Annotated in this window: 25 protein-coding genes; 17 read left to right on the top strand and 8 right to left on the bottom strand. The window is 63.9% G+C overall.

What is annotated here, in order from left to right; all coding sequences use genetic code 11:
* Positions 1–168 precede the first annotated feature (168 nt).
* The 3 genes from Q0D44_RS14595 (at position 169) to Q0D44_RS14585 (ending at position 5,107) form a co-directional block, all read left to right on the top strand.
* Positions 169–2,577, top strand: coding sequence for a ligase-associated DNA damage response DEXH box helicase (locus Q0D44_RS14595; protein ID WP_294137465.1), 2,409 nt, complete (start codon positions 169–171; stop codon positions 2,575–2,577).
* Positions 2,578–2,722: 145 nt separating this feature from the next.
* The gene (locus Q0D44_RS14590; protein WP_294137463.1) at positions 2,723–4,390 is read left to right on the top strand and encodes a catalase; all 1,668 of its coding nucleotides are present in this window, start codon (positions 2,723–2,725) and stop codon (positions 4,388–4,390) included.
* Between the two features lie 168 nt (positions 4,391–4,558).
* Positions 4,559–5,107 (top strand): ankyrin repeat domain-containing protein, encoded by a 549-nt coding sequence (locus Q0D44_RS14585; protein WP_294137461.1) that lies wholly within the window; start codon positions 4,559–4,561, stop codon positions 5,105–5,107.
* A gap of 48 nt (positions 5,108–5,155) precedes the next feature.
* Here the strand turns inward: Q0D44_RS14585 and Q0D44_RS14580 are convergent, their stop codons facing one another.
* Entirely contained in the window at positions 5,156–5,671 is a 516-nt protein-coding gene (locus Q0D44_RS14580) for a membrane-like protein (protein WP_294137459.1), read from the bottom strand.
* A complete protein-coding gene (gyrB, locus tag Q0D44_RS14575) occupies positions 5,672–8,161 on the bottom strand; it encodes a DNA topoisomerase (ATP-hydrolyzing) subunit B (RefSeq protein WP_294137456.1) in 2,490 nt (829 codons plus the stop codon).
* An 86-nt stretch (positions 8,162–8,247) separates the two neighbouring features.
* Between gyrB and Q0D44_RS14570 the strand changes: the two genes are divergently transcribed.
* Positions 8,248–8,730, top strand: a complete 483-nt coding sequence (locus Q0D44_RS14570) for a hypothetical protein (protein WP_294137451.1) — start codon at positions 8,248–8,250, stop codon at positions 8,728–8,730.
* 2 nt (positions 8,731–8,732) lie between these two features.
* Here the strand turns inward: Q0D44_RS14570 and Q0D44_RS14565 are convergent, their stop codons facing one another.
* From Q0D44_RS14565 to Q0D44_RS14555, 3 genes are all read right to left on the bottom strand, one after another.
* Complete coding sequence (locus tag Q0D44_RS14565) at positions 8,733–9,239, bottom strand: DUF1993 domain-containing protein (RefSeq protein WP_294137449.1); 507 nt, start codon at positions 9,237–9,239, stop codon at positions 8,733–8,735.
* A gap of 14 nt (positions 9,240–9,253) precedes the next feature.
* Positions 9,254–10,435 (bottom strand): hypothetical protein, encoded by a 1,182-nt coding sequence (locus Q0D44_RS14560; RefSeq protein WP_366009627.1) that lies wholly within the window; start codon positions 10,433–10,435, stop codon positions 9,254–9,256.
* A gap of 69 nt (positions 10,436–10,504) precedes the next feature.
* Positions 10,505–11,107 carry a hypothetical protein gene (locus Q0D44_RS14555; RefSeq protein ID WP_294137441.1) on the bottom strand — a complete coding sequence of 201 codons (603 nt, stop codon included), beginning with the start codon at positions 11,105–11,107 and terminating at the stop codon, positions 10,505–10,507.
* 90 nt (positions 11,108–11,197) lie between these two features.
* On the opposite strand from Q0D44_RS14555, the gene Q0D44_RS14550 reads away from it, so the two are divergent.
* Positions 11,198–12,661 carry a PLP-dependent aminotransferase family protein gene (locus Q0D44_RS14550; protein WP_294137550.1) on the top strand — a complete coding sequence of 488 codons (1,464 nt, stop codon included), beginning with the start codon at positions 11,198–11,200 and terminating at the stop codon, positions 12,659–12,661.
* Between the two features lie 167 nt (positions 12,662–12,828).
* Here the strand turns inward: Q0D44_RS14550 and Q0D44_RS14545 are convergent, their stop codons facing one another.
* On the bottom strand, positions 12,829–13,872 hold the full coding sequence (locus tag Q0D44_RS14545) for a quinone-dependent dihydroorotate dehydrogenase (RefSeq protein WP_294137439.1): 1,044 nt from the start codon (positions 13,870–13,872) through the stop codon (positions 12,829–12,831).
* A gap of 351 nt (positions 13,873–14,223) precedes the next feature.
* Between Q0D44_RS14545 and Q0D44_RS14540 the strand changes: the two genes are divergently transcribed.
* From Q0D44_RS14540 to Q0D44_RS14485, 12 genes are all read left to right on the top strand, one after another.
* On the top strand, positions 14,224–15,168 hold the full coding sequence (locus Q0D44_RS14540; RefSeq protein WP_294137436.1) for a helix-turn-helix domain-containing protein: 945 nt from the start codon (positions 14,224–14,226) through the stop codon (positions 15,166–15,168).
* Positions 15,169–15,262: 94 nt separating this feature from the next.
* Positions 15,263–15,673, top strand: a complete 411-nt coding sequence (locus Q0D44_RS14535; protein WP_119743555.1) for an Rrf2 family transcriptional regulator — start codon at positions 15,263–15,265, stop codon at positions 15,671–15,673.
* Positions 15,670–17,157, top strand: coding sequence for a Fe-S cluster assembly protein SufB (gene sufB / locus Q0D44_RS14530; protein WP_294137423.1), 1,488 nt, complete (start codon positions 15,670–15,672; stop codon positions 17,155–17,157). The genes Q0D44_RS14535 and sufB overlap by 4 nt, the downstream gene beginning before the upstream one ends.
* A 119-nt stretch (positions 17,158–17,276) precedes the next feature.
* Positions 17,277–17,657 carry an endonuclease domain-containing protein gene (locus tag Q0D44_RS14525; RefSeq protein ID WP_294137422.1) on the top strand — a complete coding sequence of 127 codons (381 nt, stop codon included), beginning with the start codon at positions 17,277–17,279 and terminating at the stop codon, positions 17,655–17,657.
* Positions 17,654–18,109 carry a hypothetical protein gene (locus Q0D44_RS14520; RefSeq protein WP_119743558.1) on the top strand — a complete coding sequence of 152 codons (456 nt, stop codon included), beginning with the start codon at positions 17,654–17,656 and terminating at the stop codon, positions 18,107–18,109. The genes Q0D44_RS14525 and Q0D44_RS14520 overlap by 4 nt, the downstream gene beginning before the upstream one ends.
* A 3-nt stretch (positions 18,110–18,112) precedes the next feature.
* Positions 18,113–18,871 (top strand): Fe-S cluster assembly ATPase SufC, encoded by a 759-nt coding sequence (sufC, locus tag Q0D44_RS14515; RefSeq protein WP_294137548.1) that lies wholly within the window; start codon positions 18,113–18,115, stop codon positions 18,869–18,871.
* Between the two features lie 128 nt (positions 18,872–18,999).
* Positions 19,000–19,752 carry a SufD family Fe-S cluster assembly protein gene (locus Q0D44_RS14510; protein WP_294137417.1) on the top strand — a complete coding sequence of 251 codons (753 nt, stop codon included), beginning with the start codon at positions 19,000–19,002 and terminating at the stop codon, positions 19,750–19,752.
* Between the two features lie 118 nt (positions 19,753–19,870).
* Positions 19,871–21,079 (top strand): cysteine desulfurase, encoded by a 1,209-nt coding sequence (locus Q0D44_RS14505; RefSeq protein ID WP_294137414.1) that lies wholly within the window; start codon positions 19,871–19,873, stop codon positions 21,077–21,079.
* A complete protein-coding gene (locus Q0D44_RS14500; RefSeq protein WP_217674392.1) occupies positions 21,079–21,531 on the top strand; it encodes an SUF system Fe-S cluster assembly protein in 453 nt (150 codons plus the stop codon). The genes Q0D44_RS14505 and Q0D44_RS14500 overlap by 1 nt, the downstream gene beginning before the upstream one ends.
* Positions 21,531–21,890, top strand: a complete 360-nt coding sequence (locus tag Q0D44_RS14495) for an iron-sulfur cluster assembly accessory protein (protein ID WP_294137411.1) — start codon at positions 21,531–21,533, stop codon at positions 21,888–21,890. Before Q0D44_RS14500 ends, Q0D44_RS14495 begins: the two co-directional genes overlap by 1 nt.
* An 11-nt stretch (positions 21,891–21,901) precedes the next feature.
* Positions 21,902–22,708, top strand: coding sequence for an SDR family NAD(P)-dependent oxidoreductase (locus Q0D44_RS14490; protein ID WP_294137408.1), 807 nt, complete (start codon positions 21,902–21,904; stop codon positions 22,706–22,708).
* A gap of 89 nt (positions 22,709–22,797) precedes the next feature.
* Positions 22,798–22,953, top strand: a complete 156-nt coding sequence (locus tag Q0D44_RS14485; RefSeq protein ID WP_294137405.1) for a hypothetical protein — start codon at positions 22,798–22,800, stop codon at positions 22,951–22,953.
* 4 nt (positions 22,954–22,957) lie between these two features.
* Here the strand turns inward: Q0D44_RS14485 and Q0D44_RS14480 are convergent, their stop codons facing one another.
* Both Q0D44_RS14480 and Q0D44_RS14475 read right to left on the bottom strand, forming a co-directional pair.
* Positions 22,958–23,374 (bottom strand): hypothetical protein, encoded by a 417-nt coding sequence (locus Q0D44_RS14480; protein ID WP_294137401.1) that lies wholly within the window; start codon positions 23,372–23,374, stop codon positions 22,958–22,960.
* Positions 23,375–23,446: 72 nt separating this feature from the next.
* A complete protein-coding gene (locus Q0D44_RS14475) occupies positions 23,447–23,983 on the bottom strand; it encodes a hypothetical protein (protein WP_119743565.1) in 537 nt (178 codons plus the stop codon).
* Between the last annotated feature and the right edge of the window lie 10 nt (positions 23,984–23,993).

Here is a 23,993-nt window from a genome sequence, read left to right as displayed (position 1 = left end):
ACGGCGTCTGCTGCGCCGCTCCTGATGGCGCGATGATAACGCAGGGACGGGCCGAAGGGCCAGAGGGCGGCGTAAGAATATTTCGCGCGTTGGTATTTTAGTTACTGCATAGGCGACGGTGCGGACGAAGCCGGTGACACCGGACGGGCGGCTCCCTACATCCCGTCCATGGATCTTCTCCCCCCCGTGCTGGAGCAATGGTTCGCCGCGCGCGACTGGACCCCGCGCGCGCATCAGCGGGCGATGCTGGCTGCCGCGCGCCGGGGCGATCATGCGCTGCTGGTCGCCCCGACCGGCGCGGGCAAGACGCTGGCGGGCTTCCTCCCCACGCTCACCGACCTGATCGATCGCCCGACCGACCGGCTCCACACCCTCTATGTCTCGCCTCTGAAAGCACTGGCGGTCGATGTCCGCCGCAACCTGCTGACCCCGATCGAGGAAATGGCATTGCCGATCCGGGTCGAAACCCGCACCGGCGACACGCCATCCGATCGCAAGGCCCGTCAGCGCGTCAAGCCGCCCCACATCCTGCTCACCACGCCCGAATCGCTCTCCCTGCTGCTCAGCTATCCCGACGCGGCGCTGATGTTCGCCGATCTCCAGACGGTAATCGTCGACGAAGTCCACGCCTTCGCCACCCAGAAGCGCGGCGACCTGCTCAACCTGTCGATGGCCCGGCTCCAGACGATCAACCCCGGCCTGCGCCGCGTCGCCTTGTCCGCCACCGTCGCGGATATCGACGCCTATCGCGCCTGGCTCGCGCCCGATGGCGATATCGACACGGTCGCCGCCGTGCTGGGCGAAGCGGGCGCAGAACCCAACGTCACCATCCTTATCCCCGAAGGCCGCGTCCCCTGGTCCGGCCATTCGGGCAAATATGCGGCCAATCAGGTCATGGCAGAGATCGCCGCGCACCAGACGACTTTGGTGTTTTGCAACACGCGCGGTCTCGCCGAACTCATCTTTCAGTCATTATGGTCGGCCAATGACGCCAACCTGCCCATCGCCATCCACCATGGCAGCCTGTCGATCGAGGCCCGGCGCAAGGTGGAATCTGCCATGGCCGACGGCAAACTCCGCGCGCTGGTCGCCACCGCATCGCTCGACCTGGGCGTCGACTGGGGCAATGTCGACTGCGTCATCCAGATGGGCGCGCCCAAAGGCTCGTCCCGCCTGCTCCAGCGCATCGGTCGCGCCAACCACCGGCTCGATCAGGCGAGCGAAGCCATACTGATCCCCGGCAACCGCTTCGAATATCTCGAAGCCCGCGCTGCCCTTGACGCGGTTGAGGCGGGCGAGCGCGACGCCGATGATTTTCGCGCGGGCAGCCTCGACGTGCTGGCCCAGCATATCATGGGCCTTGCCTGCGCCGGGCCGTTCCGTGAAGATGACATGCTGGCCGAAATCCAGTCCGCTACCCCCTATAGCGCGCTGACGCCGCAAGCCTTCGCCGCCGTCCTCCATTTCATCGAGGGCGGTGGCTACGCCCTGCGCGCCTATGACCGGTTCAAGCGGCTCACTCGCGATCCCGACGACACATGGCGCGTCTCCCACCCCCGCTTCATCCAGCAGCATCGCCTGAACGCGGGCATCATCGTCGATCAGCCAGCCCTCGCCGTCCGCTTCGCCAATGGCCGCAAGCTCGGCACGGTGGAGGAGGGGTTCGCCGCGCAACTGACGCCCGGCGACAGTTTCTTCTTCTCCGGCATGGCGCTGGAGGTGGTGAAGATGGACACCAGCGACCTGATCGTCCGCGCGACGTCCAAACAGGCGCGCATCCCCAGTTGGGGCGGCACCCGCATGGCCATGTCCACGCGCCTCGCCGACCGGGTCCGCACCTTCCTCGCCAGTCCCGATCAATGGCACCGCTTCCCGCCGGACGTGCGCGAATGGCTCGACATGCAGAAATTGCGCTCGGTCCTGCCGCAACCGGGCCAGCTGCTCATCGAAACCTTCCCGCATGAAGGGCGGCATTATCTGCTCTGCTACAGTTTTGAAGGCTGGAACGCGCACCAGTCGCTGGGCATGTTGCTCACCCGCCGTATGGACGCCCAAGGGCTGATGCCTTTGGGCTTCGTCGCCAATGATTATGCGCTGGCCATCTATGGCATGAAGCCCGTCACCGATCCGCAAAGCCTGTTTTCCGCCGACATACTCGACCATGAATTTATCGACTGGGTCGAACAGTCGAGCCTCTTGAAGCGTGCCTTCCGCGACGTCGCAGTCATATCCGGCCTGATCGAGCGCCAGCATCTCGGCAAGCGCAAGACCGGGCGGCAGGTCACTTTTTCCACCGACCTTATCTATGACGTGCTGCGCAAATATCAGCCCGACCATCTGTTGCTGAAAGCCGCCTGGGCCGACGCGCGCGCGCGCATGACCGATGTGGGCAGGCTGGGCGACCTGATCGATCGTGCGGCCACGACCATGCTGCATGTCACGCTTGACCGTGTCAGTCCGCTTGCCGTCCCCGTCCTTATCCTCATCGGTCGCGAGCATGTCGCGCAAAGCGCGGCGGACGACGCGCTACTGATCGAGGCGGAGGCGCTCGTTGCCCAAGCGATGCGCCCCGATTGAACATGTCTGGAGCAATCATCGAAAACGCCACTATCTGAAAGCAAGATAAGGTGTTTCTCTTGGCGAACTTTCGGGTTCATTCAGCGTTTCCCAGTCCGAGGGGTGTCGATCGCCACGATCGACGAAACAACAGAGGAACCTGATCATGCCGAATTCACCGATTTCGGCCGCGCCCTTGCGCGGCCTGACCCTGGCTGCCGTCAGCCTGTCCGCGCTTATCGGCGCACAGGCGCTCGCCCAGACGGAAACGCAGGTCGCCGGACGCATGGCGACCGTGACCCTGCCTGCTGACGCTGGCAAGACCATGGCCGTCCCCGCCGAAGTCGCACCCGCCGCCGTCCCCAACCTCACCCGCGACAATGGCGCGCCGATCGGTGCCAACCGCAACAGCAAGACGGCGGGCGACCTTGGCCCGGTCCTGCTGGAGGACACGACCCTCATTGAAAAGCTGTCGCGCTTCGACCGTGAGCGCATCCCGGAACGTGTCGTCCACGCCCGCGGCACTGGTGCACATGGCATATTCCGCGCCACCGCCGACATTAGCGACCTGACCCGCGCCTCGCTCTTCACATCGGGCAAGGAAACCCCGGTATTCGTCCGCTTTTCCAGCGTCATCCACCCGTCGGGCAGCCCCGAAGGACTGCGCGATCCGCGCGGCTTCGCGACCAAATTCTACACCGATCAGGGCAATTGGGATCTGGTCGGCAACAATCTGCCGATCTTCTTCATCCGCGACGCCATGCAGTTCCCCGACATGGTCCACAGCCTCAAACCCTCGCCCGTGACCAACAAGCAGGACCCCAATCGCTTCTTCGATTTCTTCTCCAACACCCCTGAATCGACCAACATGCTGACCCAGCTTTATTCCAATCTGGGTACGCCATCCTCCTACCGCACAATGGACGGCAATGGCGTTCACGCCTTCAAGCTGGTGAATGCGCAGGGCAAGGTGACCTTCGCCAAATTCCGCTGGATCAGCCGTCAGGGCGTCAAGAATCTGACCGCCAAGGAAGCCGGCGCGGCGCAGTTCAACTTCATGACCGATGATCTCTATCGCGAAGTGGGCAAGGGCAATGCCCCGACCTGGGATCTGATGATCCAGACGATGACGCCGGACCAGTTTGCCGGTCTCGACTATAATCCGTTCGACGATACCAAGGAATGGCTGAACGTCCCCTTCCGCAAGATCGGCGAGATGACGCTGAACAAGATGCCCGCCAATTTCTTTGAATTTACCGAACAGTCGGCCTTTGCGCCCGCCAATATGGTGCCGGGCATCGAAGCCTCGCCCGACCGCATGTTGCAGGGCCGCCTGTTCAGCTATTCCGACACCCAGCGCTATCGCGTCGGCGCGAACGTCATGGCGCTGCCGGTCAACAAGCCGCTGGCACCGGTGGTGAACAATTACCAGGACGGGGTGATGGACGGGACGGGATCGACCTCCAACGTCAATTATTTCCCCGCGATGGTGCAAAAGCAGGCTGCGGCCGAATTTGGCCAATCCACCTATGAGGTGAACGCCACGGTCGATGCCAAGCCGATCGAAAAGACCAATAATTTTGCGCAGGCGGGCATTTTCTACCGTTCGCTCTCGGCCAGGGACAAGGCGGACCTGATTGCCAACCTTGCAGGCGATCTGGGTCAGGTCACCTCCGACCGCACCCGCACGATCATGGTCAGCTATTTCTATCAGGCCGACAAGGACTATGGCACGCGCATCGCTAAGGCGGTCAACGTGCCGATGGGCGAAGTGACCAAGGCCGTGTCGGAATATGAAACCGCCTATCCGCAACAGCGCCTGACCGTGCGTTGATAGGGGGTGGCTCTTCTCATTCTGGTTAGGCGAGTCACATTTGCCTGACCAGGTGCCACATTCTAGCCCCTCCCCTTCAGGTTCAGGCGAGTCGCGTGCCTCGCCTGAAGGGTTGGGGTGGGGGCGCGCCGCCGGAGGCTACGCCTGAAAATCACCAAGGACATTCCCATGCTCACTCTCCTCCTAGCGACCATGCTCGCCACGCCATCTCCCGCCTCAGACGCCCTCCCAACCCCCGAACGCCGCCAGGAACTCCTCTTCGACGCCGCCCGCCTCGGTCGCACCGACATGATCGCCCCGCTGGTCAAGGCTGGCGTGGACATCAACGCCACCGACGCGCGCGGCTTCACCCCTTTGATCCTTGCCGCCTATAATGGGCAGGCAGAAACACTAGACGCGCTGATCGCGGCAGGCGCTGACCCGTGCAAACCCGATGTCTCGCAGGGCAACACCGCGCAGATGGGCGTCGCCTTCAAGGGCAATGACGCCATCGCCGCCCGGCTGCTGACCGCCGGTTGTGACGTCAACGCACGCAACAAGGCCGGTCAGACCGCGCTGATGATGGCCGCCCTGTTCGGCCGCAGCGCGCAGGTGACGATGCTGGTCAAGGCAGGCGCGGACCCGGCACTCGCCGATGCGTCAGGCCGCACCGCCAAAGCCGTGGCGCAGGGGCAGGGCAATGACGCCATGGTCGCGCAACTGGAAGGGCGGGAGTAATCTCCATTTGTTTCGAGCGTAGCCCAGAAACCAGCGCGCGCCTTCCCCTTACGGCGTGCCCTCATCCCGCTCACCCCCGCAGCCTTTCAGCACGCCATCCCCAAAAGCCACCGCCACCCGGTCGCGCCACAGCGCATCGCTCATCCCGTCGCTGCACGGCCCTTCGTTGATCGTCATGGCAAACCCGTCGCCGGAATAGCGGATCACCCGTTCCTCGACATGACGCGCCACCGCGAAGCGCACCGGCGGATGATCCGGTCGTTCCAGCGTTGCGGCGTCCCCCCGCACCGTCACCGCCCAAAAGGGTTCAGTGCCGATCGCCCGATAATCGGGTGCAGACTTGACTGGTAACGGGGCAGGGCGTGTTTCGCGTGAAACAGAAAGATCGTCATTTTTCAATGACTTATTCTGTTTTACCGGCGCCGAGCCATTCACCGGCGGCGCGCTGTTCACCACCACCGGCACGGCCTGACTGACCGACCCTCTATCATTGTCCGGCTCAGTGTCGCAGCCAGCCAGCCCCGCGCCCATCAGCACGACACCCGCCAGCCGCAACCCAATCATCTAGACGTCCAGATTGGCGACGTTCAGCGCATTGTCCTGAATGAACTCGCGACGCGGCTCGACGATTTCGCCCATCAGGCGGCTGAAAATCTCGTCGGCGACGTCCGCCTGCTCGACCTCGACCCGCAGCATCGATCGGTTGTCCGGGTCCAGGGTGGTTTCCCACAGCTGTTCCGCGTTCATCTCGCCCAGCCCCTTATAGCGCTGGATCGCCAGCCCCTTGCGCCCGGCGGCCAGGATCGCGGCCAGCAATTCGCTCGGTCGGGTCACCAATGTCGAGCCTTTGGCAGCGACCACGGGCAGGTCATCCTCACCTGCCTCTTCGGCCGCCTGCGCAGCCTTGGCGCTTACCAGCCGCGACGGCGTCACATAGCTTTGCGATTCCTCGCTGGCCAGCGTGTGCAGCTTGCGCGCCTCGGCCGACCCGACAAAGCCATGTTCGATGACGTGATGGTCGGTCACGCCGCGCCACAGCCGTTCGAAATGGAAGCCGCCTTCTTCCGCGATCCGGCCGGTCCATTTGCCTTCCGCATCCTGCGCGCCCATCCACGCAACCGCAGCGGCCAGGCGGGTCGCCTGCTCGGCCTGCGACAATTCGGGGTCCAGTGCGCCGGTCAGGCTCAGCGCCTCGATGATTGTCGGGTCATAGCGGCGCGGCACATAGCGCATCACCGCGCGCATCCGCCGCGCATGATCGACCAGGCTTTTGAGGTCATTGCCGGTCCGGCTGCCGCCCGGCCCCTCCAGCACCATCGATTCGACGCCATTATCGACCAGATATTGCTCCAGCGCGGTGTCGTTCTTCAGGTACAATTCGCTGCGGCCGCGCGTCGCCTTGTAGAGCGGTGGCTGCGCGATGAAGAGATGCCCGGCCTCGATGATCTGCGGCATCTGGCGATAGAAGAAGGTCAAAAGCAGCGTGCGGATATGCGCGCCATCGACGTCGGCGTCGGTCATGATGACGATCTTGTGGTAACGCAGCTTCTCGATGTTGAAATCGTCGCGGATGCCGGTGCCCATCGCCTGGATCAGCGTGCCGACCTCCTTGGACGAGATCATGCGGTCGAACCGCGCCCGCTCGACGTTCAGGATCTTGCCCTTCAGGGGAAGGATCGCCTGATTATGCCGGTTGCGGCCCTGCTTGGCCGACCCGCCTGCCGAATCGCCTTCGACCAGGAACAGTTCGGACTTGGCCGGGTCGCGCTCCTGACAGTCGGCCAGCTTGCCGGGCAGGCTGGCAATGTCCAGCACGCCCTTGCGCCGCGTCAGTTCGCGCGCCTTCTTGGCCGCTTCGCGCGCGGCGGCGGCGTCGATCACCTTCTGAATGATCATCTTGCCATGGGCGGGATTCTCTTCCAGCCACTCGGCCATCTTGTCGGCCATCAGGCTTTCCAATGGCTGGCGCACTTCGGAACTGACCAGCTTGTCCTTGGTCTGGGACGAGAATTTGGGATCAGGCAGCTTGACCGATACGATCGCGGTCAGCCCCTCGCGCATATCCTCACCGGTCAGCGACACCTTCTCCTTCTTCAACATGCCCGACTTGTCGGCATAATTGTTGAGGGTCCGGGTCAGCGCCGCGCGGAATGCGGCCAGATGGGTGCCACCGTCGCGCTGCGGGATGTTGTTGGTGAAACACAGCACATTTTCATAATAGCTGTCATTCCATTCCAGCGCGACGTCGATGGTCACATCGTCGCGCGTGCCGGAAATGGCGATCGGCTCCGGCATCATCGCCGCCTTGTTGCGATCGAGATATTTGACGAAGGCCGCGATGCCGCCCTCATAATATAGCTCGACCGTCTTGCTTTCCTCATGCCGCGCGTCGGTCAGGAACAGGCGCACGCCGCTGTTCAGGAACGCCAGCTCGCGATAGCGATGCTCCAGCTTGTCGAAATCATAGTCGGTGACATTTTTGAACGTGTCGGTGGAGAACATGAAGGTGACCTTGGTCCCCTTCTGCCCCGGTGCGGCCGGACCCAGCACCTTCAATGGCGCTTCAGCATCGCCGTTGCGGAACCGCATCCAATGTTCCTGTCCGTCGCGCCAGATGTTCAGCTCCAGCCAGTCGGACAGGGCGTTCACCACGGACACGCCCACGCCATGCAAACCGCCCGACACCTTATAGGCGTTGTCGTCGCTGGTATTCTCGAACTTCCCGCCCGCGTGCAGCTGGGTCATGATGACCTCGGCTGCGGACACGCCCTCTTCGGTGTGGATACCGGTCGGGATGCCCCGGCCATTGTCCATCACGCTGACGGAGCCATCGGGGTTCAGGGTGATGTCGATCCGGTCGCAATGGCCGGCCAGCGCCTCGTCGATCGCATTGTCGCTGACCTCGAACACCATATGGTGCAGGCCCGATCCGTCGTCGGTATCGCCAATATACATGCCGGGCCGCTTGCGCACGGCATCCAGCCCTTTCAGCACCTTGATGCTGTCCGCGCCATATTCGTTATTGTTCGGGCTATTCTGGGGTTCGTCGCTCATGCCGAGCATATAGGGAAAGCCTCGCTGAAACTAAAGCGAAACATGGTGCCTTCCCCCGCACGCCGGACCAGTCTATCCCCTGTGCCATGTCGCGCACCATCGCCCTGTTTTTCCTGCTGGCCGCCTGTTCCGACAGCCGCGAGGTGCTGGACGAATTGCCCAACAGTTCGCTGGCGGGCGCACCCCGCGCCGAAGTCCCCGAAAGCCGCATGGACGCGCCGGTCGCCCGCGCCGTGACGATCGGCGAGGATGGCCCGCGCATGGATGCGTGCGGCGGCATGGGGCAGGTGGCGCGCACGGGACCAAACGGCCTGCCGTTGCGCGCAGCCCCCTTTGGCGACGCAAAAATCCTGACCAGCCTCGCCGAGGGCGACCGCGCCTATATCTGCACCCGCAGCCTCGACCAGAAATGGCTGGGCGTGGTGCTGGCCCCACCACCCGTTACCGACAACAGCACGGACGCCGCCGATTGCGGCGTCTCCTCCCCGGTCGACCGCAAGCAGCCCTATGATGGTCCCTGCGTCAGCGGATGGGTGGCCAGCGCCTATGTCCGGCTGATCGCCGGCTAAACCTAAATCCCGCCCAGAAAGTCGATCTTTCCCACTGGCACGCCCGCCTGGCGCAGCAGCGCATAGGCCATGGTCAGGTGGAAATAGAAATTGGGCAGGGAAAAGGTCAGCACATGGCTGCGACCGGTGAAGGGAATTTCAGCGTTAGGCAGCTTCAGCACCACGGCGGCATCCTCCCGCCCGTCAATCTTCTCGCGGGGCACCGCTTCCAGCAGCGCTATCGTCTTGGCGATGCGCGCCTGAAGTTCGGCGAACGTCTGTTCGGTATCCGCCATCGCCACCGGCTCCAGTTCGCCGAGCCGCGTCACCGTCCCCTTGGCGGTATCGCAGGCGAACTGCACCTGCGCGGTCAGTGGCTTCATGTCCGCGATCAGTTGCGCGCCGGTCAGCGTCGCGGGGTCGATGCCCTTTTCGGCGGCAAAGGCTGCGCCCTTGTCGAGCAGCCCCGACAGCGCGTTCAGCCCGCGGATGAACATGGGAACGGTCATGTCGTATAATGCGGTCGCCATGAAGCGTCCCCCTCTCACTGGATGCCGGTGAACACCAGCTTCTGGACGCGCCGGCCGGTATTGACCTCGGTTGCATAGATATTGCCGTCGCTGTCGGTATCAATGCTGTGCAGCCAGGTAAATTGTCCCGCCTGCCGTCCGACCCGACCAATCGCGCCCAGCACCTCATGCGTCTTGCGCAGCAAGATCCATATCCGCCCGTTCATCATGTCCGCGACATAGAGATAGGTCTGGTCGGGATCGGGCGAAAAAGCGATGTCGGTGACCGTATGGGTGCCGCCGGTCTCGCCAGCGATCACCAGGTCGCGCACGAAGGTCAGCCCGCCATCCTTGCCCCGCCTGAACAATTGCGCCCGATTATTGTTGCGATCGCAGACATAGACATGGCCGTCCCGTGTCGGCACCACGCAATGGACGATATCGGCGAAGGTCTGCGCCTTGGGATCGGCGATCTTGCTGGGATCGACGGCATGGCTCTGGTCGAACGCGCCCTGCCGCGTCGGCGCAATCGGCGGCCTGGCATAGGCGCCCCAGCGCCCCGTATAGCCATTGGTCCGGGCATCATATCCGATCACCCGCCGGTTCACATAGCCATCCGAAATCAGCACCATGCCGTTGGAATGGTTGACGTCGGACGGGTTGCCCAACTGGTCGGTCGCATCATTGCCGCCGGTCTTGCCCCGCTGGCCGAAAGCCCGGATGAAGGTGCCGTCGGCGCGATAATTCAGCACGACATGATCGTCCTTGCCATTGCCCCCGAACCAGATCGTCCCCGCTTTATCGACAAATATGCCGTGCAGGCTGGCTGGCCACTGGTTGACGCCATCGACGCTGGGCGCGCTGCCTGACCCGCCCCAGCCGCCCAGATAGCGCCCGTCGCTGCCAAAATGGACCACGGGCGGGGCTGGCTTGCAGCAGACGGCGATGGGCGGGGTCTGGGCCAGGCCGGTGTCGGTCGCGGTCAGGCTATGCGGGCGATGCACGACCCAGACCGAATCATCGGGCGCGACCGCCACCCCGCTGACCTGCCCCAGCAGCAGATCGCCGGGCATGTTGGGCCATGCGGCATCGACCTTGAACCGGGGCATTTTCGTGCCCGCAGGCGCGACCTGCTCAAAGGCGAGCGGGGCGAGTGCGCTGTTATCGGTCGTGGCTCCGGTCAATATCAGCAGGCAGGCGGCAAGCAGGGGACGCATCGGGACGGCTCCGGTGTCGGGGGTGGACCGGTCGATCATGCCCGGATGGCCGCCCCGGTCAATCTCCCTTCAGGCCAGCGCCGCACGCTCCGGCGCGTCGATGCGGAACCAGGGCAGGGCATGGTGGACGATCCAGCCAATGCTCATCGCATAAAGAAGCGTGCCAGCGCCCACCGTCCCGCCCAGCAGCCAGCCGATCGCCAGCACGGCCAACTCTATGCCTGTGCGAACCCATTTGACCGGCAGACCCGTGCGACGACACAAACCCGTCATCAGCCCGTCGCGCGGCCCCGGTCCCAGCCCCGCGCCGATATAGGCACCCCCGGCGATGCCGTTCAGCACGATTCCCGCACCCAGCCAGGCCGCGCGCATCGCCAATCCCTCCGGCGTCGGCAGCAGCATCAGCGACAGGTCCACCGCCGTGCCGATCACGACGATATTGGCCACCGTGCCAATTCCCGGCCGCTGGCGCAGCGGCCACCACAACAGCAGCACGATCGCGCCGACCAGATTGACGGTCATGCCGAAGCTCAGGCCCAGCCGGGGCGCCATCCCCTGATGCAGCACGTCCCACGGGTCGAGGCCCAGATTGGCGCGCAGCATCAGCGCCATGGAAAAACCATAGAGGCCAAGGCCCCAAAAAAGCTGGAAAAGGCGGCGGTGCATCATCATGGGCAGGCTTCTTCGTCACAATTGGCCTTTTTCAAAAGGACCATTTCGACATAAATGGCCCTGACCATCCGCAAATTGGATCAGATCATCATGTCCACTTCCTTCCTTCGTCCGCCTTCCCTGCTCCGCCTGCTGGGCGCATGGCGCGCGCAGGACAGCGCCCAACCCGCCTATCGCCAACTGGCGCAGGCGCTGCGGATGCTGGTGCTGGACGGACGTGTCGGTCTTAACGTCCGCCTGCCGGGCGAGCGCGAACTGGCCGCTGCGCTCGGCCTGTCTCGCACGACGATCGCGGCGGCGTTCGACCGGCTGCGGGACGAGGGCTATCTGGAAAGTCGGCAGGGGTCGGGCAGCGTCACCCGCCTGCCGCCGGGCCGGGTCGAACCGCCCCAGGCGGACATCGACATGATCACCGGGGGCAATCTGCTCAACTGGACCCATGCCGCGCTGCCCGCTGCGCCGGGCGTCGGTCGCGCGATGCAGGCAGCGGTCGAGGCGCTGCCCGCTTATCTGGGCGATCTGGGCTATGATCCGCTCGGCCTGCCCGTGCTGCGGCACGCCGTCGCCGCCCATTTCGACCGGCGCGGTTGCCCTACGGACGCGGACCAGATCATCATCACCAATGGCGCACAGCAGGGCTTTTCGCTGCTGCTCCACTGGCTTGCCGGGCCGGGGGATCGCGTCGTGATCGATCACCCGACCTACCATAATGCGATTCAGGCGTTGCAGCGCGCGCATGTCGTGCCGGTGCCGGTCGGCCTGCCGACCCATGGCTGGGATATCGACGCGATGGACGCCGCCTTCCGCCAGACCGCGCCGCGCTTTGCCTATCTGATCGCCGATTTCCACAACCCGACCGGGCGCAGCATGGACCCGGCGACTCGCCGCGCGCTGGTCGCTGCCGCCACCCGCAGCCACACCCCGCTGGTGATCGATGAAACGATGGTGGCGATGGGGCTGGACTTCGCCCCGCCGCCGCCTGTCGCGATCCATGATCCGTCGGGGCGGCAGGTCATCACCATGGGGTCAGCCAGCAAGATATTCTGGGGCGGCCTTCGGGTAGGCTGGATTCGCGCCGATCCGCAGACGGTCGCCGCGCTTGGTCGCCTGCGCACAACGATGGACATGGCGAGTCCCGTGGTCGAACAGCTGGCCGTCGCCCATCTGATCGACGCCGACGAAGGGCTGGGCGCGCGCGCCGATATGCTGCGCGGGCGGCGCGACCATCTGCTGGCGCTGCTCGAACAGCATCTGCCCCATTGGCGCGTCGAATCGCCCGCCGGCGGCCTGTCACTCTGGGCCGAACTCCCCCGTGCGGAGGCGACCGCACTCGCGGCGCTGGCCGAAAGCCTGGGTGTCCGTGTCGCCGCCGGGCCGCGCTTTGGCGTCAGCGGCGCATTTGAACGCTTCCTGCGCCTGCCCTTCACCCTGCCCGAAGCGCAACTCGCGACCGGCGTGGAACGGCTGGTCCAGGCCGACGCCCATCTCCACGCCCGCACCCCCAGGGGTCGCGATTCGCTGGCGCTGGCGCTGGAGGCGGACCGATTGATCTGAAGAGTCTGTTTCGAAATGCGCCTTTGACGCATCCGCACCGGCCCACACCCCCACCCGACCTCCCATTCAGGATACACTCTGTGGGCGGTCGGGTGGGGGTGTGGGCCGGTGCGGCAACCGAAATGCGCTCTTTCGCGCATTTCGACACAGACTCTAAATGACAGCGATCAGGCGTCGATGCCGACAATCTGGTCGATGGTGGCAAAGCCGTCGCGCCTCATCAGCGCCTTGAGGCCGTGATTGATCCGCTTCGCCAGATACGGTCCCTCATAGACCAGCGCGCTGTAAAGCTGGACCAGCGATGCGCCCGCGCGGATGCGGGCATAGGCCTGCTCCGCATTGGCAATGCCGCCAACGCCGATCAGCGGCAGTCGCGCGCCCAGCAACCGTCGGAAATCACGCAACTTCTGAAGCGACAGGTCGGTCAGCGGCGCGCCTGACAGCCCGCCGGTCTCGCCTGCATGAACCGACCGCAGCGCCGGGCGGGTAATGGTCGTGTTGGACACGATCAGCGCGTCGATCCGATGGTCGAGGCAGGCGGCGGCAATATCCTCCACATCCGCCGGTTCCAGATCGGGCGCGACCTTCAGGAAAATCGGCGTCGCGCGGCTACCCCGCGCCGCCATCACCGCGCCCAGCAACTCGTCCAGCGCGGCGCGATCCTGCAACGCGCGCAGCCCCGGCGTGTTGGGGGAGGAGATATTGACGGTCAGATAATCGGCCAGCGAGGCCATGACCTGCACCCCGGTGACATAATCAACGATCCGGTCGGTCGCGTCCTTGTTCGCGCCGATATTGATGCCGATGACCGGCCCTTCACCCACCGGACGGCGATAGCGGGCGATTCGGTCCGCCGCCGCGCCCTGTCCGCCATTGTTGAAGCCGAAACGGTTGATCACCGCTCTGTCCTCGACCAGCCGGAACAGCCGGGGGGTAGGGTTGCCCGGCTGGGCCAGCGGGGTCAGCGTTCCCAACTCGGCAAAGCCAAAGCCCAGGCCATGCATCTTGTGGGCGACTCGGCCTTCCTTGTCATAACCTGCCGCCAGACCGACCGGATTGGGGAAGGGGATCCCCGCGACCTGACTTGCCAGCATCGGGTCCGGCGTCAGCGGGCCGGGAGTCGGCATCAGGCGCAGCGCGGCGATCGACAGATTATGGGCGCGCTCGGCATCAAGGGCGAACAGCAGCGGGCGGATCAGACGGTAGGGCATGGCCGCGCTATGCCAGCGGCGGGGCTATCCGTCGAGTCGCTGTTGCAGCATAGCCACAGCCCCTACCTAACGTCATTTCATAACAGGAAACGTCATGATTGAGATCGTTTTCAGCTGAAAAATGTCCGATCCGTCCAATAATATTGCCGTGATTCGGGGGTAAAGCGTCCCTGCGACCCGAAGGCTCTTAGGCTTCCAGCCGATGAGACCTTTTACTGGCCCGGCAATGCAAATTGCCGGGCCATTTTTTTGTGCAGCGCGACACAAGCGAACAAAAGTTACAGTTTATTATCCATCCCGCTTGCGCGGTGACGATGTTGGCGCATAGTAAATCCCAACTGGGGTAAAAAAATGGGGTCGCATCACATCGACAGGACCGGGGGCGGTGTCGCTCTACCGGACGACCGGGGGCCACTATCCTATACCGTGGCCGCCGCGCAGGGCCCTGTGCGGTTGCGCTACTTTGCGCCACCTGAACATTTGCGCGCCTATTTCGGCTCTCTTTATCTGTTCACTGTATCGGCCGACCATTATGCCGACGTAACCCGTGCCGACGTGCCGCAACTGCGCTTCATGCTCGATGGCGGGGGCCATTATCATTTTCAGGACGGCGTGGCGATGGCAACGCCCCACGTCTGCCTGCTGGGGCCGACCATGGGCGCGACCCGGTTCGAACTGGACCGGCCTGCGCGGGTCGTGGGCATTTCGCTGCTGCCCGCCGGCTGGCTGGCGCTGCATGGCAGTGATGCCAGCCTGCTCGCTGACCGATTGTGCGATCTGGTGGCGGAACGGGGCGATGCCTATGCGCGCCTGCTTAACGACCTGCGCGCGCTGGACGATGATCAGGCGGATGCGATGGCGGCCCTGTGCTGGGCGCAACTGGGGGCGATGATCAAGCCGCCGCGCCCGGCGACCTGGGCGCTGCTCCATGCGGTCGACGCCTGGCTGATGGACGAAGGATCGCCGCGAATCGAGATATTGGCGGAAACCACTGGCCTGTCGCCGCGCCAGCTCGCCCGGCTGACCAACAAATATTATGGCGCGCCGCCCAAGCTGCTGGCGCGCAAATATCGCGCCTTGCGCTGTTCGGCCAAGATCGCGCTCGACCGGGAAAGCTGGCAACTCTTGTGCGACGAGGCGGGTTTTTACGATCAGTCGCACTTCATCCGGGAGATCAAGCATTTCATCGGCCTGACCCCGCACCAGTTGCAGACCGAACCCTCCGCCGTGGCGCAACTGACCTTGCTGCGCCGGTCGCTGGGCGCAGATGTCGCGACGCTCAACCGCTTGAGCTGAAGATGGCCTAAAAAGGCCTTGATAAATGGTGCGCGGGGGACCAAATGCGCAATCAGACGAATATGGTCTGATTTGAGAATGGTTCGCAACGCGCATGAAATTGTCCAGCTTCGCTGACTATGCCGTGGTCCTGATGTCGGCCGCCGCGCGCCATTGCGGTGCCACCAAGATGAATGCGACTACCCTGGCGGCCGAAACCGGCATCCCGTTACCCACTGCGCAGAAGCTGGTGAGCCGCCTGTCCGCCGCGGGACTCCTCGAATCGAGCAGAGGCACCGGGGGCGGGGTGCGCCTGTCGCGCCCGCCCGCCACGATCACGCTGGCCGACGTGGTGGAGGCGGTCGAGGGACCGATCGCCATGACCGCCTGCGCCGACACCGGCGCGCATGACTGCACGCTGGAGCAGGACTGCCGCATCCGCCCGCACATGAATGTGGCGAACATGGCGATCCGTTCGGCACTGGCCGGGGTGACGATCGCGAGTTTGACGAGAGAATTGGCATGACAGAAGTAACCACCAGAGAAGCCCGCAATGCCGAGGCGCAGGAGGCCGCCGATCGCGCGTCCACCTATGAACATGGCTGGGCGTCGGACATTGAGCAGGATTTCGCGCCCAAGGGGCTGAACGAGGATACGGTCCGCTTCATTTCCGCCAAGAAGAACGAGCCGCAATGGCTGCTCGACTGGCGGCTGAAGGCCTTTGCGATGTGGAAAACGATGACGCCGCCCGACTGGGCCAAGCTCAATGTCCCGCCGATCGACTATCAGGACGCCTATTATTACGCCGAGCCGAAGAAGAAGGTAGAACTGGACAGCCTGGACGAAGTCGACCCGGAAATCCTCGCTACCTACAAGAAACTGGGCATCCCGATCGCCGAGCAGGAGATGCTGGCTGGCGTCAAGGGCAGCCGCCGCATCGCCGTCGACGCTGTATTCGACTCGGTGTCCGTCGCCACCACCTTCCGCAAGGAGCTGGAGGAAGCGGGCGTCATCTTCCGCTCGATCAGCGAAGCGGTGCGCGAATATCCCGATCTGGTGAAGAAGTGGATGGGCAAGATCGTGCCGATGCACGACAACTACTTCGCCACCTTGAACTGCGCGGTCTTTTCCGACGGGACGTTCGTGTACATCCCAAAAGGCGTCCGCTGCCCGATGGAACTCAGCACCTATTTCCGCATCAACGCGGAAAATACTGGGCAATTTGAACGCACCCTGATCGTCGCGGACGAAGGCAGCTATGTCTCCTATCTCGAAGGCTGCACCGCGCCCATGCGCGACGAAAATCAGCTGCACGCTGCCGTGGTGGAACTGGTCGCGCTCGATGATGCGGAGATCAAATATTCGACCGTCCAGAACTGGTATCCCGGCGACGCGGACGGGAAGGGCGGCATCTATAATTTCGTGACCAAGCGCGCTTTGTGCCAGGGCAGGAACAGCAAGGTCAGCTGGACCCAGGTCGAAACCGGCAGCGCGATTACGTGGAAATATCCCAGCTGCGTGCTGAATGGCGAAAACAGCGTCGGCGAATTCTACTCGGTCGCGCTGACCAATAACATGCAGCAGGCCGACACCGGCACCAAGATGATCCACAACGGGAAAAACACCCGATCGACCATCGTGTCGAAGGGGATCAGCGCTGGCCGATCAAACAACACCTATCGCGGCCTCGTCCGCGTCGCGCCGGGCGCGGAGGGCGTGCGCAACTTCACCCAGTGCGATAGCCTGCTGCTCGGCGACCAGTGCGGCGCCCACACCGTCCCCTACATCGAGGTGCGCAACCCGTCCGCGCAAATCGAACATGAAGCAACCACCAGCAAGATCAGCGACGACCAGCTCTTCTACGCGATGCAGCGCGGCCTTGACCAGGAAAGCGCCGTCGGCCTGATCGTCAACGGCTTCGCCCGCGAAGTGCTGCAACAATTGCCGATGGAATTTGCGGTCGAAGCGCAGAAATTGCTGGGTATTTCATTGGAAGGCAGCGTGGGATGAGGTCGCTCACGCCTCGTGATCAGGCGCACCGCCTAAACTCCCCTCCCCTTCAGGGGAGGGGTCGGGGGTGGGGGCTATCGGTTGAGCGCCTAGCTCAATTGGATGGCTTCACTCACGACATGCGTTGTGATCCCACCGAACCGGAAAAGCGCTTATGGACTCGCTTGTCCCGTTCCCAACTCGGTGGCCATAAATTCCGCCGCCAATCAGTCATAGGCCCGTTCATTGCCGATTTCTTTTGTCCGCAAAAGGGTCTGATCATCGAAGTGGATGGCGACACACATGATATTTCGGCGGACCTCAAGCGCGATGCAGCATTTAATAGGCTTGGCCTTTCGGTGCTGCATGTCGGCAATGCAGATGTGATCCGCAATCTTGACGGGGTGTGCGAAACGATCCTGCATCAGCTTGAACAGGCGTCGGATCGTTGGGCATACCCCCACCCCAACCCCTCCCCTGAAGGGAAGGGGCTTTCTCCCTCTCAAGGAACAGAATTTTGAGCGACGAAGACGACATACAGGATGCCCTCGCGGATTTCGCGGAGGATGTTGGCAATGGCCAGTCATGGACCGCCGCGATCCGTATTCTGACCGAGGATTATGAGCTGGAAGAGGGCGAGCTGGAACCGCGCGCCCGCGCCGATTTCGGCGATCTCGATGCGTTCGAGGCGCAGAGCCGCGACGCCCTGCAAAAATCCGACGCGGCGATGACGGAGAAGCTGCGCAAGGACAAGGCGTTCCACAAGGCAAAAGCCCCTAACCTCGCCCGCATGGGTCCGGTCAGCGAATTCGTGGTCGCGCTGCTCGAAAAAGGCCCGCCGGAAAAGGACGCCGACTGGTGGCCCTATATGCCGATCAAGCGCCATATCGACACGCTGTTCCCGGCCCCCGGCGATGTGCGCGACATGGCGTTCTGGACCGCCCGCACGCTCCAGCGCGCGCATGAAGGATAAATGATGCTGACGATCGACACGCTCACCAACGAAATTGACGGCAAGGCGATCCTGAAAGGCCTGTCGCTCACCATCAACGCGGGCGAAATCCATGCGATCATGGGGCCGAACGGCGCGGGCAAATCGACGCTGGCCTATACGCTGGGCGGGCGGCCGGGTTATGAGGTGACCGGCGGCACCGCGACGTTCGATGGCGCCGACCTGTTCGATCTCGACCCGCATGAACGCGCCGCCGCCGGCCTGTTCCTGGGCTTCCAATATCCGGTCGAAATCCCCGGCGTGTCCAACCTCCAATTCCTGCGCGAAAGCCTCAACAGCCAGAAGCGCGCGCGTGGGCAGAAGGAACTGAATGGCGGCGAATTCATCCGCCTCGCCAAGGAAAAGGCCGCTTTGCTCGGCCTCGACATGGATATGTTGAAGCGCCCGGTGAATGTCGGCTTTTCGGGCGGCGAAAAGAAGCGCGCCGAAATGGTGCAGATGGGCATCCTCGATCCCAAGCTTGCGATCCTCGACGAAACCGACTCCGGTCTCGATATTGACGCGCTGAAAATCGTTGGCGCGGGCATCAACGCGATCATGCGCAAGCCTGACAAGGCCGTGCTGCTCATCACCCATTATCAGCGGCTGCTCGACTATGTGAAGCCGGACTATGTCCATGTGCTGGCTGGCGGGCGGATCGTGAAGTCGGGCGGCCCGGACCTGGCGCTGGAGCTGGAACGTGAGGGCTATTCTGATGTGGTTGGGGCCGAGGTGGTCGGATAAAGGAATATCTGTCCTATCGCGGCGAGATATGGAATAATATACTTAAGTTACAACAACTTATACAAATACTACCGCGCATATGGGCGAATTTGGAATAGTTTGAACCGCAAGGCATTGAAAATAAAGCGATGAGCATGTTGGACCTACCCACAAGCAGCGACGAAAGCTGGCGTTATAGCGACCTTTCGGCGCTCCAGAGCGTCTGGCCGCTGCCCGCGCCGGTGCGAATCGATGTTGCGGCAGGCGACAGCGCGCACCATCATCTGTTGCAGGACGCCGCTAATGGCGCGGCAGCGGTGCATGATTATGTCGTGACCGTGGGCGATGGCGCGCGCTGCGATTTTCATGTCCTCAACATCGGCGGCAGACTGGGCCGGGTGACGATCGACGTGACGCTGGGCCGGGGCAGCCATTTCGAGCTGGGCGGCGCAATCCTGGGCAGCGGTGACCAGACCTTGGAAATCGTCACCAGCGTCACCCATGCGCAGCCCGACGCGACCAGCGGCCAGACCATCCGCTCCATCCTGTCGCAACGCGCGACCGGCAGCTATCTGGGCAAGATCGCGGTCGCGCGCGACGCGCAGCGCACCGATGCCTTCCAGTCGGTCAAGGCCATGCTGCTGGACCGCACCGCCACCGCCAATGCCAAGCCGGAGCTGGAAATCTACGCCGACGACGTGAAATGCGCCCATGGCGCGACCGTGGGCGAACTGGACAAGGCGGCGCTCTTCTACATGGCCTCGCGCGGCATGGACCCGGCAACCGCCAAGACGCTGCTGCTCCGCTCCTTCGTCGCCGGCGTGTTCGACAGCGTGGCGGATGAAGCCGTGCGCGAGACGCTGGAAGCCGCCGCCATCGCCAAGCTGGAGGCAATGGTATGAACGCTGTTCCATCCCATTCCGTCATCCCGGACTTGATCCGTGATCCAGGGCGGCAAGCGTGGTGCGGGAGTCTCTGGATGCCGGATCACGTCCGGCATGACGAGGAAGGTAAAATCCTGTGAGCGTCATCGCCCCCGAACGCCTGTCGCTCCGCGCCGATTTCCCCGGCGTCCTCGACTGGCATTATCTCGACAGCGCCGCGACCGCGCAAAAGCCGCAGGCGGTGATCGACGCCATCGCCCGCGCCTATGGCCCGGACTATGCGACCGTCCATCGCGGCGTCTATGCGCGCTCGGCCAATATGACGCTGGCCTATGAATCGGCCCGGCGCAAGGTCGCCGACTTCATCGGCGCAAAGTCGGACAGCGAGATCGTCTATGTCCGTGGCGCGACCGAAGGGATCAACCTGGTCGCGCAATGCTGGGCGGGCGAGCAGCTGAAGGCGGGCGATCGCATCCTCCTGTCCACGCTGGAACATCACAGCAATATCGTGCCGTGGCAGATGGTGGCGGAAAAGGTCGGCGCCCATATCGACGTCGTGCCGCTGACCGACGATGGCCGGATCGATCTCGACGCGATGCGCGCGATGATCACGCCGCGCCATCGCATGGTCGCGCTCGCCCATGTGTCCAATGTGCTGGGCAGTGTGCTGGATTGCCGCCGCGCCGCCGACATCGCCCATATGGTTGGCGCGCGGATATTGATCGACGGCTGCCAGGCGGTGCCGCGCCTTGCCGTGGATGTGCAGGCGCTGGATTGCGATTTCTACGTCTTTTCCGCGCATAAACTTTACGGCCCGACCGGCATCGGCGTGTTGTGGGGACGGCAGGAACTGCTCGACGCCATGCCCCCCTATCAGGGCGGCGGGTCGATGATCGACAAGGTGACATTTGAAAAAACCACCTACGCCCCGGCACCGACCCGTTTCGAGGCTGGAACGCCGCATATCAGCGGCGTGATCGGCCTGTCGGCGGCGATCGATTATGTGCAGGCAATCGGGCTGGACGCGATCCACGCGCATGAATGTGCGCTGGTGTCCAAGGCGCGCGCCGCGCTGGCCGATCTCAACAGCGTCCGCCTGTTCGGGCCGGACGACAGCGCGGGCATCCTGTCTTTCGAGGTAGAGGGGGTGCATCCGCACGATGTCGGCACCATATTGGACGAAGCGGGCGTCGCGATCCGCGCCGGGCATCATTGCGCCCAGCCGCTGATGCGCCATCTGGGCGTCGAAGCGACCGCGCGGGCCAGCTTTGGCATTTACAGTGATCAGGGTGACGTGGACGCGCTGGTGCGCGGACTTGAGCGGGTAAGAAAGATTTTTGGATGATGAGCGAAGAGCGCAAAATCATGGTTGAAGAGGTCGAGGCTGTGGATGCCCCACCCAAGGCGCGCGTGGAAGAGGCACCGCGTCAGCGCGACTATCTGGACGGCTTCCTCGCCGCCAAGCCGGCCGAAACCCCTGCGGGTGAGCCGGGTGGCAATGTCTATGACGGCGTGATCGACGCGCTCAAGGATATTTTCGACCCCGAAATCCCGGTCAACATCTATGATCTGGGGCTGATCTACGGCGTCGATGTCTCGCCTGACAATCATGTCGTCGTCACAATGACGCTGACCACGCCGCATTGCCCGGTCGCCGAATCCATGCCCGGCGAAGTCGAACTGCGCGTCGGCGCAGTGCCGGGCGTCGGCGACGCGCAGGTCAATCTGGTCTGGGACCCGCCATGGGACCCGGCCAAGATGAGCGACGAGGCGAAGCTGGAACTGGGGATGCTCTGATGACGACCGAGACCAAGACCCGCACCCGCCCCGCCGCCGTCATCCTGACGCCGAGCGCGGAGCAGCGCATTGCCGACCTGATGGCCAGCGCGCCGCAAGGGACGATCGGCGTCAAGCTGTCGACGCCCAAGCGCGGCTGTTCGGGCCTCGCTTATTCGGTCGACTATGTCAGCGAAGAAGCGAAATTCGACGAGAAAATCGCCACGCCCGGCGGCACCTTCTACATTGACGGTGCGTCGGTCCTCTACCTCGTTGGATCGACGATGGACTGGGTGGAGGATGATTTCACTGCCGGCTTCACTTTCGCCAACCCCAATGCCAAGGGCGCCTGCGGCTGCGGCGAGAGTTTTACGGTCTAAGGCGGCGTCCCATGCCCCATATGCTGATTCTGGGGCTGGGCTACACCGCGTCGCGGCTGGCTGACCGACTGCGGGCCGACGGCTGGCACATCACCGCCACTCGCCGCCACGCCGACGCGGACACGCTGGCATTCGATGACGAACCCGGCGTCCGCGCCGCCATCGCCAGCGCCACCCATATCCTCTCCTCCGTCCCGCCCGAAGGCGACACCGACCCGGTGCTGGCCCGCTACGGCACCACGCTAGCCGCGGCACCGGCGCGCTGGATCGGCTATCTCTCCTCCACCGGCGTCTATGGCGACGCGCGCGGGGCATGGGTGGATGAGGGCAGCCCGGTCGGCACCGGACGTCGCACCGCCCGCGCGGAGGCAGATCTCGCCTGGGGCGCACTGCGCAGCGATGTCCGCCGCTTTCGCCTGCCCGGCATTTACGGTCCGGGCCGGTCAGCGCTGGACCGGGTGCGGGCGGGGAAGGCGCATCGCATCGACCTGCCCGACCAGATTTTCAGCCGGGTCCATGTCGACGACATCATCGCCGGGATCATCGCCTCGTTCAACGGGCCACCGGGTATCTATAATCTGGCCGACGATCTGCCCTGCGCTCAAAACCGGGTGATAGAGGCGGCCTGCGACATGCTGGGCCTGCCCCATCCGCCGCTACTGACGCTGGAACAGGCTGCCCTGTCCCCCATGGCGTTGGCCTTTTATGCGGAGAACCGCCGCGTCGCCAATGGTCGCGCCAAACGCCTGCTGGGCTGGTCGCCACGTTACCCAACCTATGGGCAGGGACTGGCCGCCTGCCACTCGGCGGACGCCTGATTCGTTTGGGCGCAAAGGGCCGCGGTCGATTACCGCTTGTTAACCACATGACCGCGATGGCGGGCGATCACGTGTCCGGGGACAGACAGATGGATCGCATCGATCACATATTTTGCACACTCAGCCAGCGGATGAGCAATCTGTCGCACCCCGGACGTGCGATGCCCGCGCCTGAATCCCTGACCAGCCTGATCGACAAGGTCAATGCGGCCAAGCGGCGCTATCAGCCCGGCATGGGCCGATAGCGGATCAGGGTTCGCCCTTGGATTGCTGCATCCGCCGCTCGGCGAACCATTGTTGCAGCATCTGGGCGGTGCAGCCGGTAAAGCCATTGCTGCCGATCGCCGAACAACTGCCCGGCAATGTCTGGCGCTGGACCTGCTCCATCGTCGCCACCTGACTGCCCCATCCAGGACCACCCGCCACAGCTGGCTTCTCGCGCAGCTTCTTGGGAATGCGATAACGTTCGGATTCCGGCTTGCGCGCGCACACCACAATCTCGCTGTCATCCTTACCCTTTGGGCAGGGATCATCGCCATAGACAATCAGGTTGAAGATGCGCTCAGGCGGCGGTTCTGGCTGCGCCAGCGCGGGCATCACCGGCACCAGCGTCGCCGCGATCAGGGCCATGGACATCGACAGACGCATCACCGGAAAATCCTTCATTCGCCCCTGCCATGTCCCGCCTTGCCCAAAGGCGGGAGTTGTCATCCAGACGCCGCCCGGCGCCCGGACCCGTCAGGGTTGCGAGGCGGGTGCCGCCGCAGCCTTGGCCTTTTCCTCGGCCACGACCCGCGCTTCGATCGCGTCGCTGTCGGCGTCGATGGTGGACAGGCGCTTGCCCCGCTCGGCCTCGACCAGATCCTTCCAGCTTGCATTGTCGAGCGCCTGCCGCTCCGCCTTTGCCAGCCGCGCCAGCTGCGCGAAGCAGCCGGTCGCACCGCCGCCGCCAACCGGCGAGCAGCTTTCTGTGCCGGACCGGCCGACATATTCCATCGACCGCACCCGTTCGCCCCAGGCCTGTTTGCTGGGTTCATTGGGGTCGCCGCGCAGCGGTTCGGGGATGCGATAGCGTTCCGCCTCGCCCTTGCGCGCGCACACGACGATATCGTCGCCCTGGCTTTGCGGGCAGGCGTCGTCGCCATAGACGATGACCAGGTTGACCTTCTCCGTCGTCGGCGCGGCGACAGCGGTAGGCGCGCTCGACGGCTGCGCCAGTGCGGGCATGGCCGCGCCCATCAGCAACAGCGCGGCGATCATCGGGGTCTTGGTCATCCGTCGGTCC

This window comes from Sphingobium sp. (assembly GCA_023266575.1).
GTDB lineage: Bacteria > Pseudomonadota > Alphaproteobacteria > Sphingomonadales > Sphingomonadaceae > Sphingobium.
The sequence above is the reverse complement of the archived record's forward strand: the minus strand, read 5'-3'. Positions and strand labels throughout refer to the sequence as shown.

What these genes read in the sequence shown, in the direction of transcription:
- sufB (WP_294137423.1), top strand. Translation starts at nt 15,670, where the DNA reads ATGACAGAAGTAACCACCAGAGAAGCCCGCAATGCCGAGGCGCAGGAG.
- Q0D44_RS14550 (WP_294137550.1), top strand. Translation starts at nt 11,198, where the DNA reads ATGTCCACTTCCTTCCTTCGTCCGCCTTCCCTGCTCCGCCTGCTGGGC.
- Q0D44_RS14555 (WP_294137441.1), bottom strand. Translation starts at nt 11,107, where the DNA reads ATGATGATGCACCGCCGCCTTTTCCAGCTTTTTTGGGGCCTTGGCCTC.
- Q0D44_RS14480 (WP_294137401.1), bottom strand. Translation starts at nt 23,374, where the DNA reads ATGAAGGATTTTCCGGTGATGCGTCTGTCGATGTCCATGGCCCTGATC.
- gyrB (WP_294137456.1), bottom strand. Translation starts at nt 8,161, where the DNA reads ATGAGCGACGAACCCCAGAATAGCCCGAACAATAACGAATATGGCGCG.
- Q0D44_RS14495 (WP_294137411.1), top strand. Translation starts at nt 21,531, where the DNA reads ATGACGACCGAGACCAAGACCCGCACCCGCCCCGCCGCCGTCATCCTG.
- Q0D44_RS14535 (WP_119743555.1), top strand. Translation starts at nt 15,263, where the DNA reads ATGAAATTGTCCAGCTTCGCTGACTATGCCGTGGTCCTGATGTCGGCC.
- Q0D44_RS14510 (WP_294137417.1), top strand. Translation starts at nt 19,000, where the DNA reads ATGAGCATGTTGGACCTACCCACAAGCAGCGACGAAAGCTGGCGTTAT.
- Q0D44_RS14560 (WP_366009627.1), bottom strand. Translation starts at nt 10,435, where the DNA reads ATGCGTCCCCTGCTTGCCGCCTGCCTGCTGATATTGACCGGAGCCACG.
- Q0D44_RS14580 (WP_294137459.1), bottom strand. Translation starts at nt 5,671, where the DNA reads ATGATTGGGTTGCGGCTGGCGGGTGTCGTGCTGATGGGCGCGGGGCTG.
- Q0D44_RS14595 (WP_294137465.1), top strand. Translation starts at nt 169, where the DNA reads ATGGATCTTCTCCCCCCCGTGCTGGAGCAATGGTTCGCCGCGCGCGAC.
- Q0D44_RS14490 (WP_294137408.1), top strand. Translation starts at nt 21,902, where the DNA reads ATGCCCCATATGCTGATTCTGGGGCTGGGCTACACCGCGTCGCGGCTG.
- Q0D44_RS14485 (WP_294137405.1), top strand. Translation starts at nt 22,798, where the DNA reads ATGGATCGCATCGATCACATATTTTGCACACTCAGCCAGCGGATGAGC.
- Q0D44_RS14590 (WP_294137463.1), top strand. Translation starts at nt 2,723, where the DNA reads ATGCCGAATTCACCGATTTCGGCCGCGCCCTTGCGCGGCCTGACCCTG.
- Q0D44_RS14540 (WP_294137436.1), top strand. Translation starts at nt 14,224, where the DNA reads ATGGGGTCGCATCACATCGACAGGACCGGGGGCGGTGTCGCTCTACCG.
- Q0D44_RS14525 (WP_294137422.1), top strand. Translation starts at nt 17,277, where the DNA reads ATGCGTTGTGATCCCACCGAACCGGAAAAGCGCTTATGGACTCGCTTG.
- Q0D44_RS14585 (WP_294137461.1), top strand. Translation starts at nt 4,559, where the DNA reads ATGCTCACTCTCCTCCTAGCGACCATGCTCGCCACGCCATCTCCCGCC.
- Q0D44_RS14545 (WP_294137439.1), bottom strand. Translation starts at nt 13,872, where the DNA reads ATGCCCTACCGTCTGATCCGCCCGCTGCTGTTCGCCCTTGATGCCGAG.
- sufC (WP_294137548.1), top strand. Translation starts at nt 18,113, where the DNA reads ATGCTGACGATCGACACGCTCACCAACGAAATTGACGGCAAGGCGATC.
- Q0D44_RS14565 (WP_294137449.1), bottom strand. Translation starts at nt 9,239, where the DNA reads ATGGCGACCGCATTATACGACATGACCGTTCCCATGTTCATCCGCGGG.
- Q0D44_RS14500 (WP_217674392.1), top strand. Translation starts at nt 21,079, where the DNA reads ATGAGCGAAGAGCGCAAAATCATGGTTGAAGAGGTCGAGGCTGTGGAT.
- Q0D44_RS14570 (WP_294137451.1), top strand. Translation starts at nt 8,248, where the DNA reads ATGTCGCGCACCATCGCCCTGTTTTTCCTGCTGGCCGCCTGTTCCGAC.
- Q0D44_RS14475 (WP_119743565.1), bottom strand. Translation starts at nt 23,983, where the DNA reads ATGACCAAGACCCCGATGATCGCCGCGCTGTTGCTGATGGGCGCGGCC.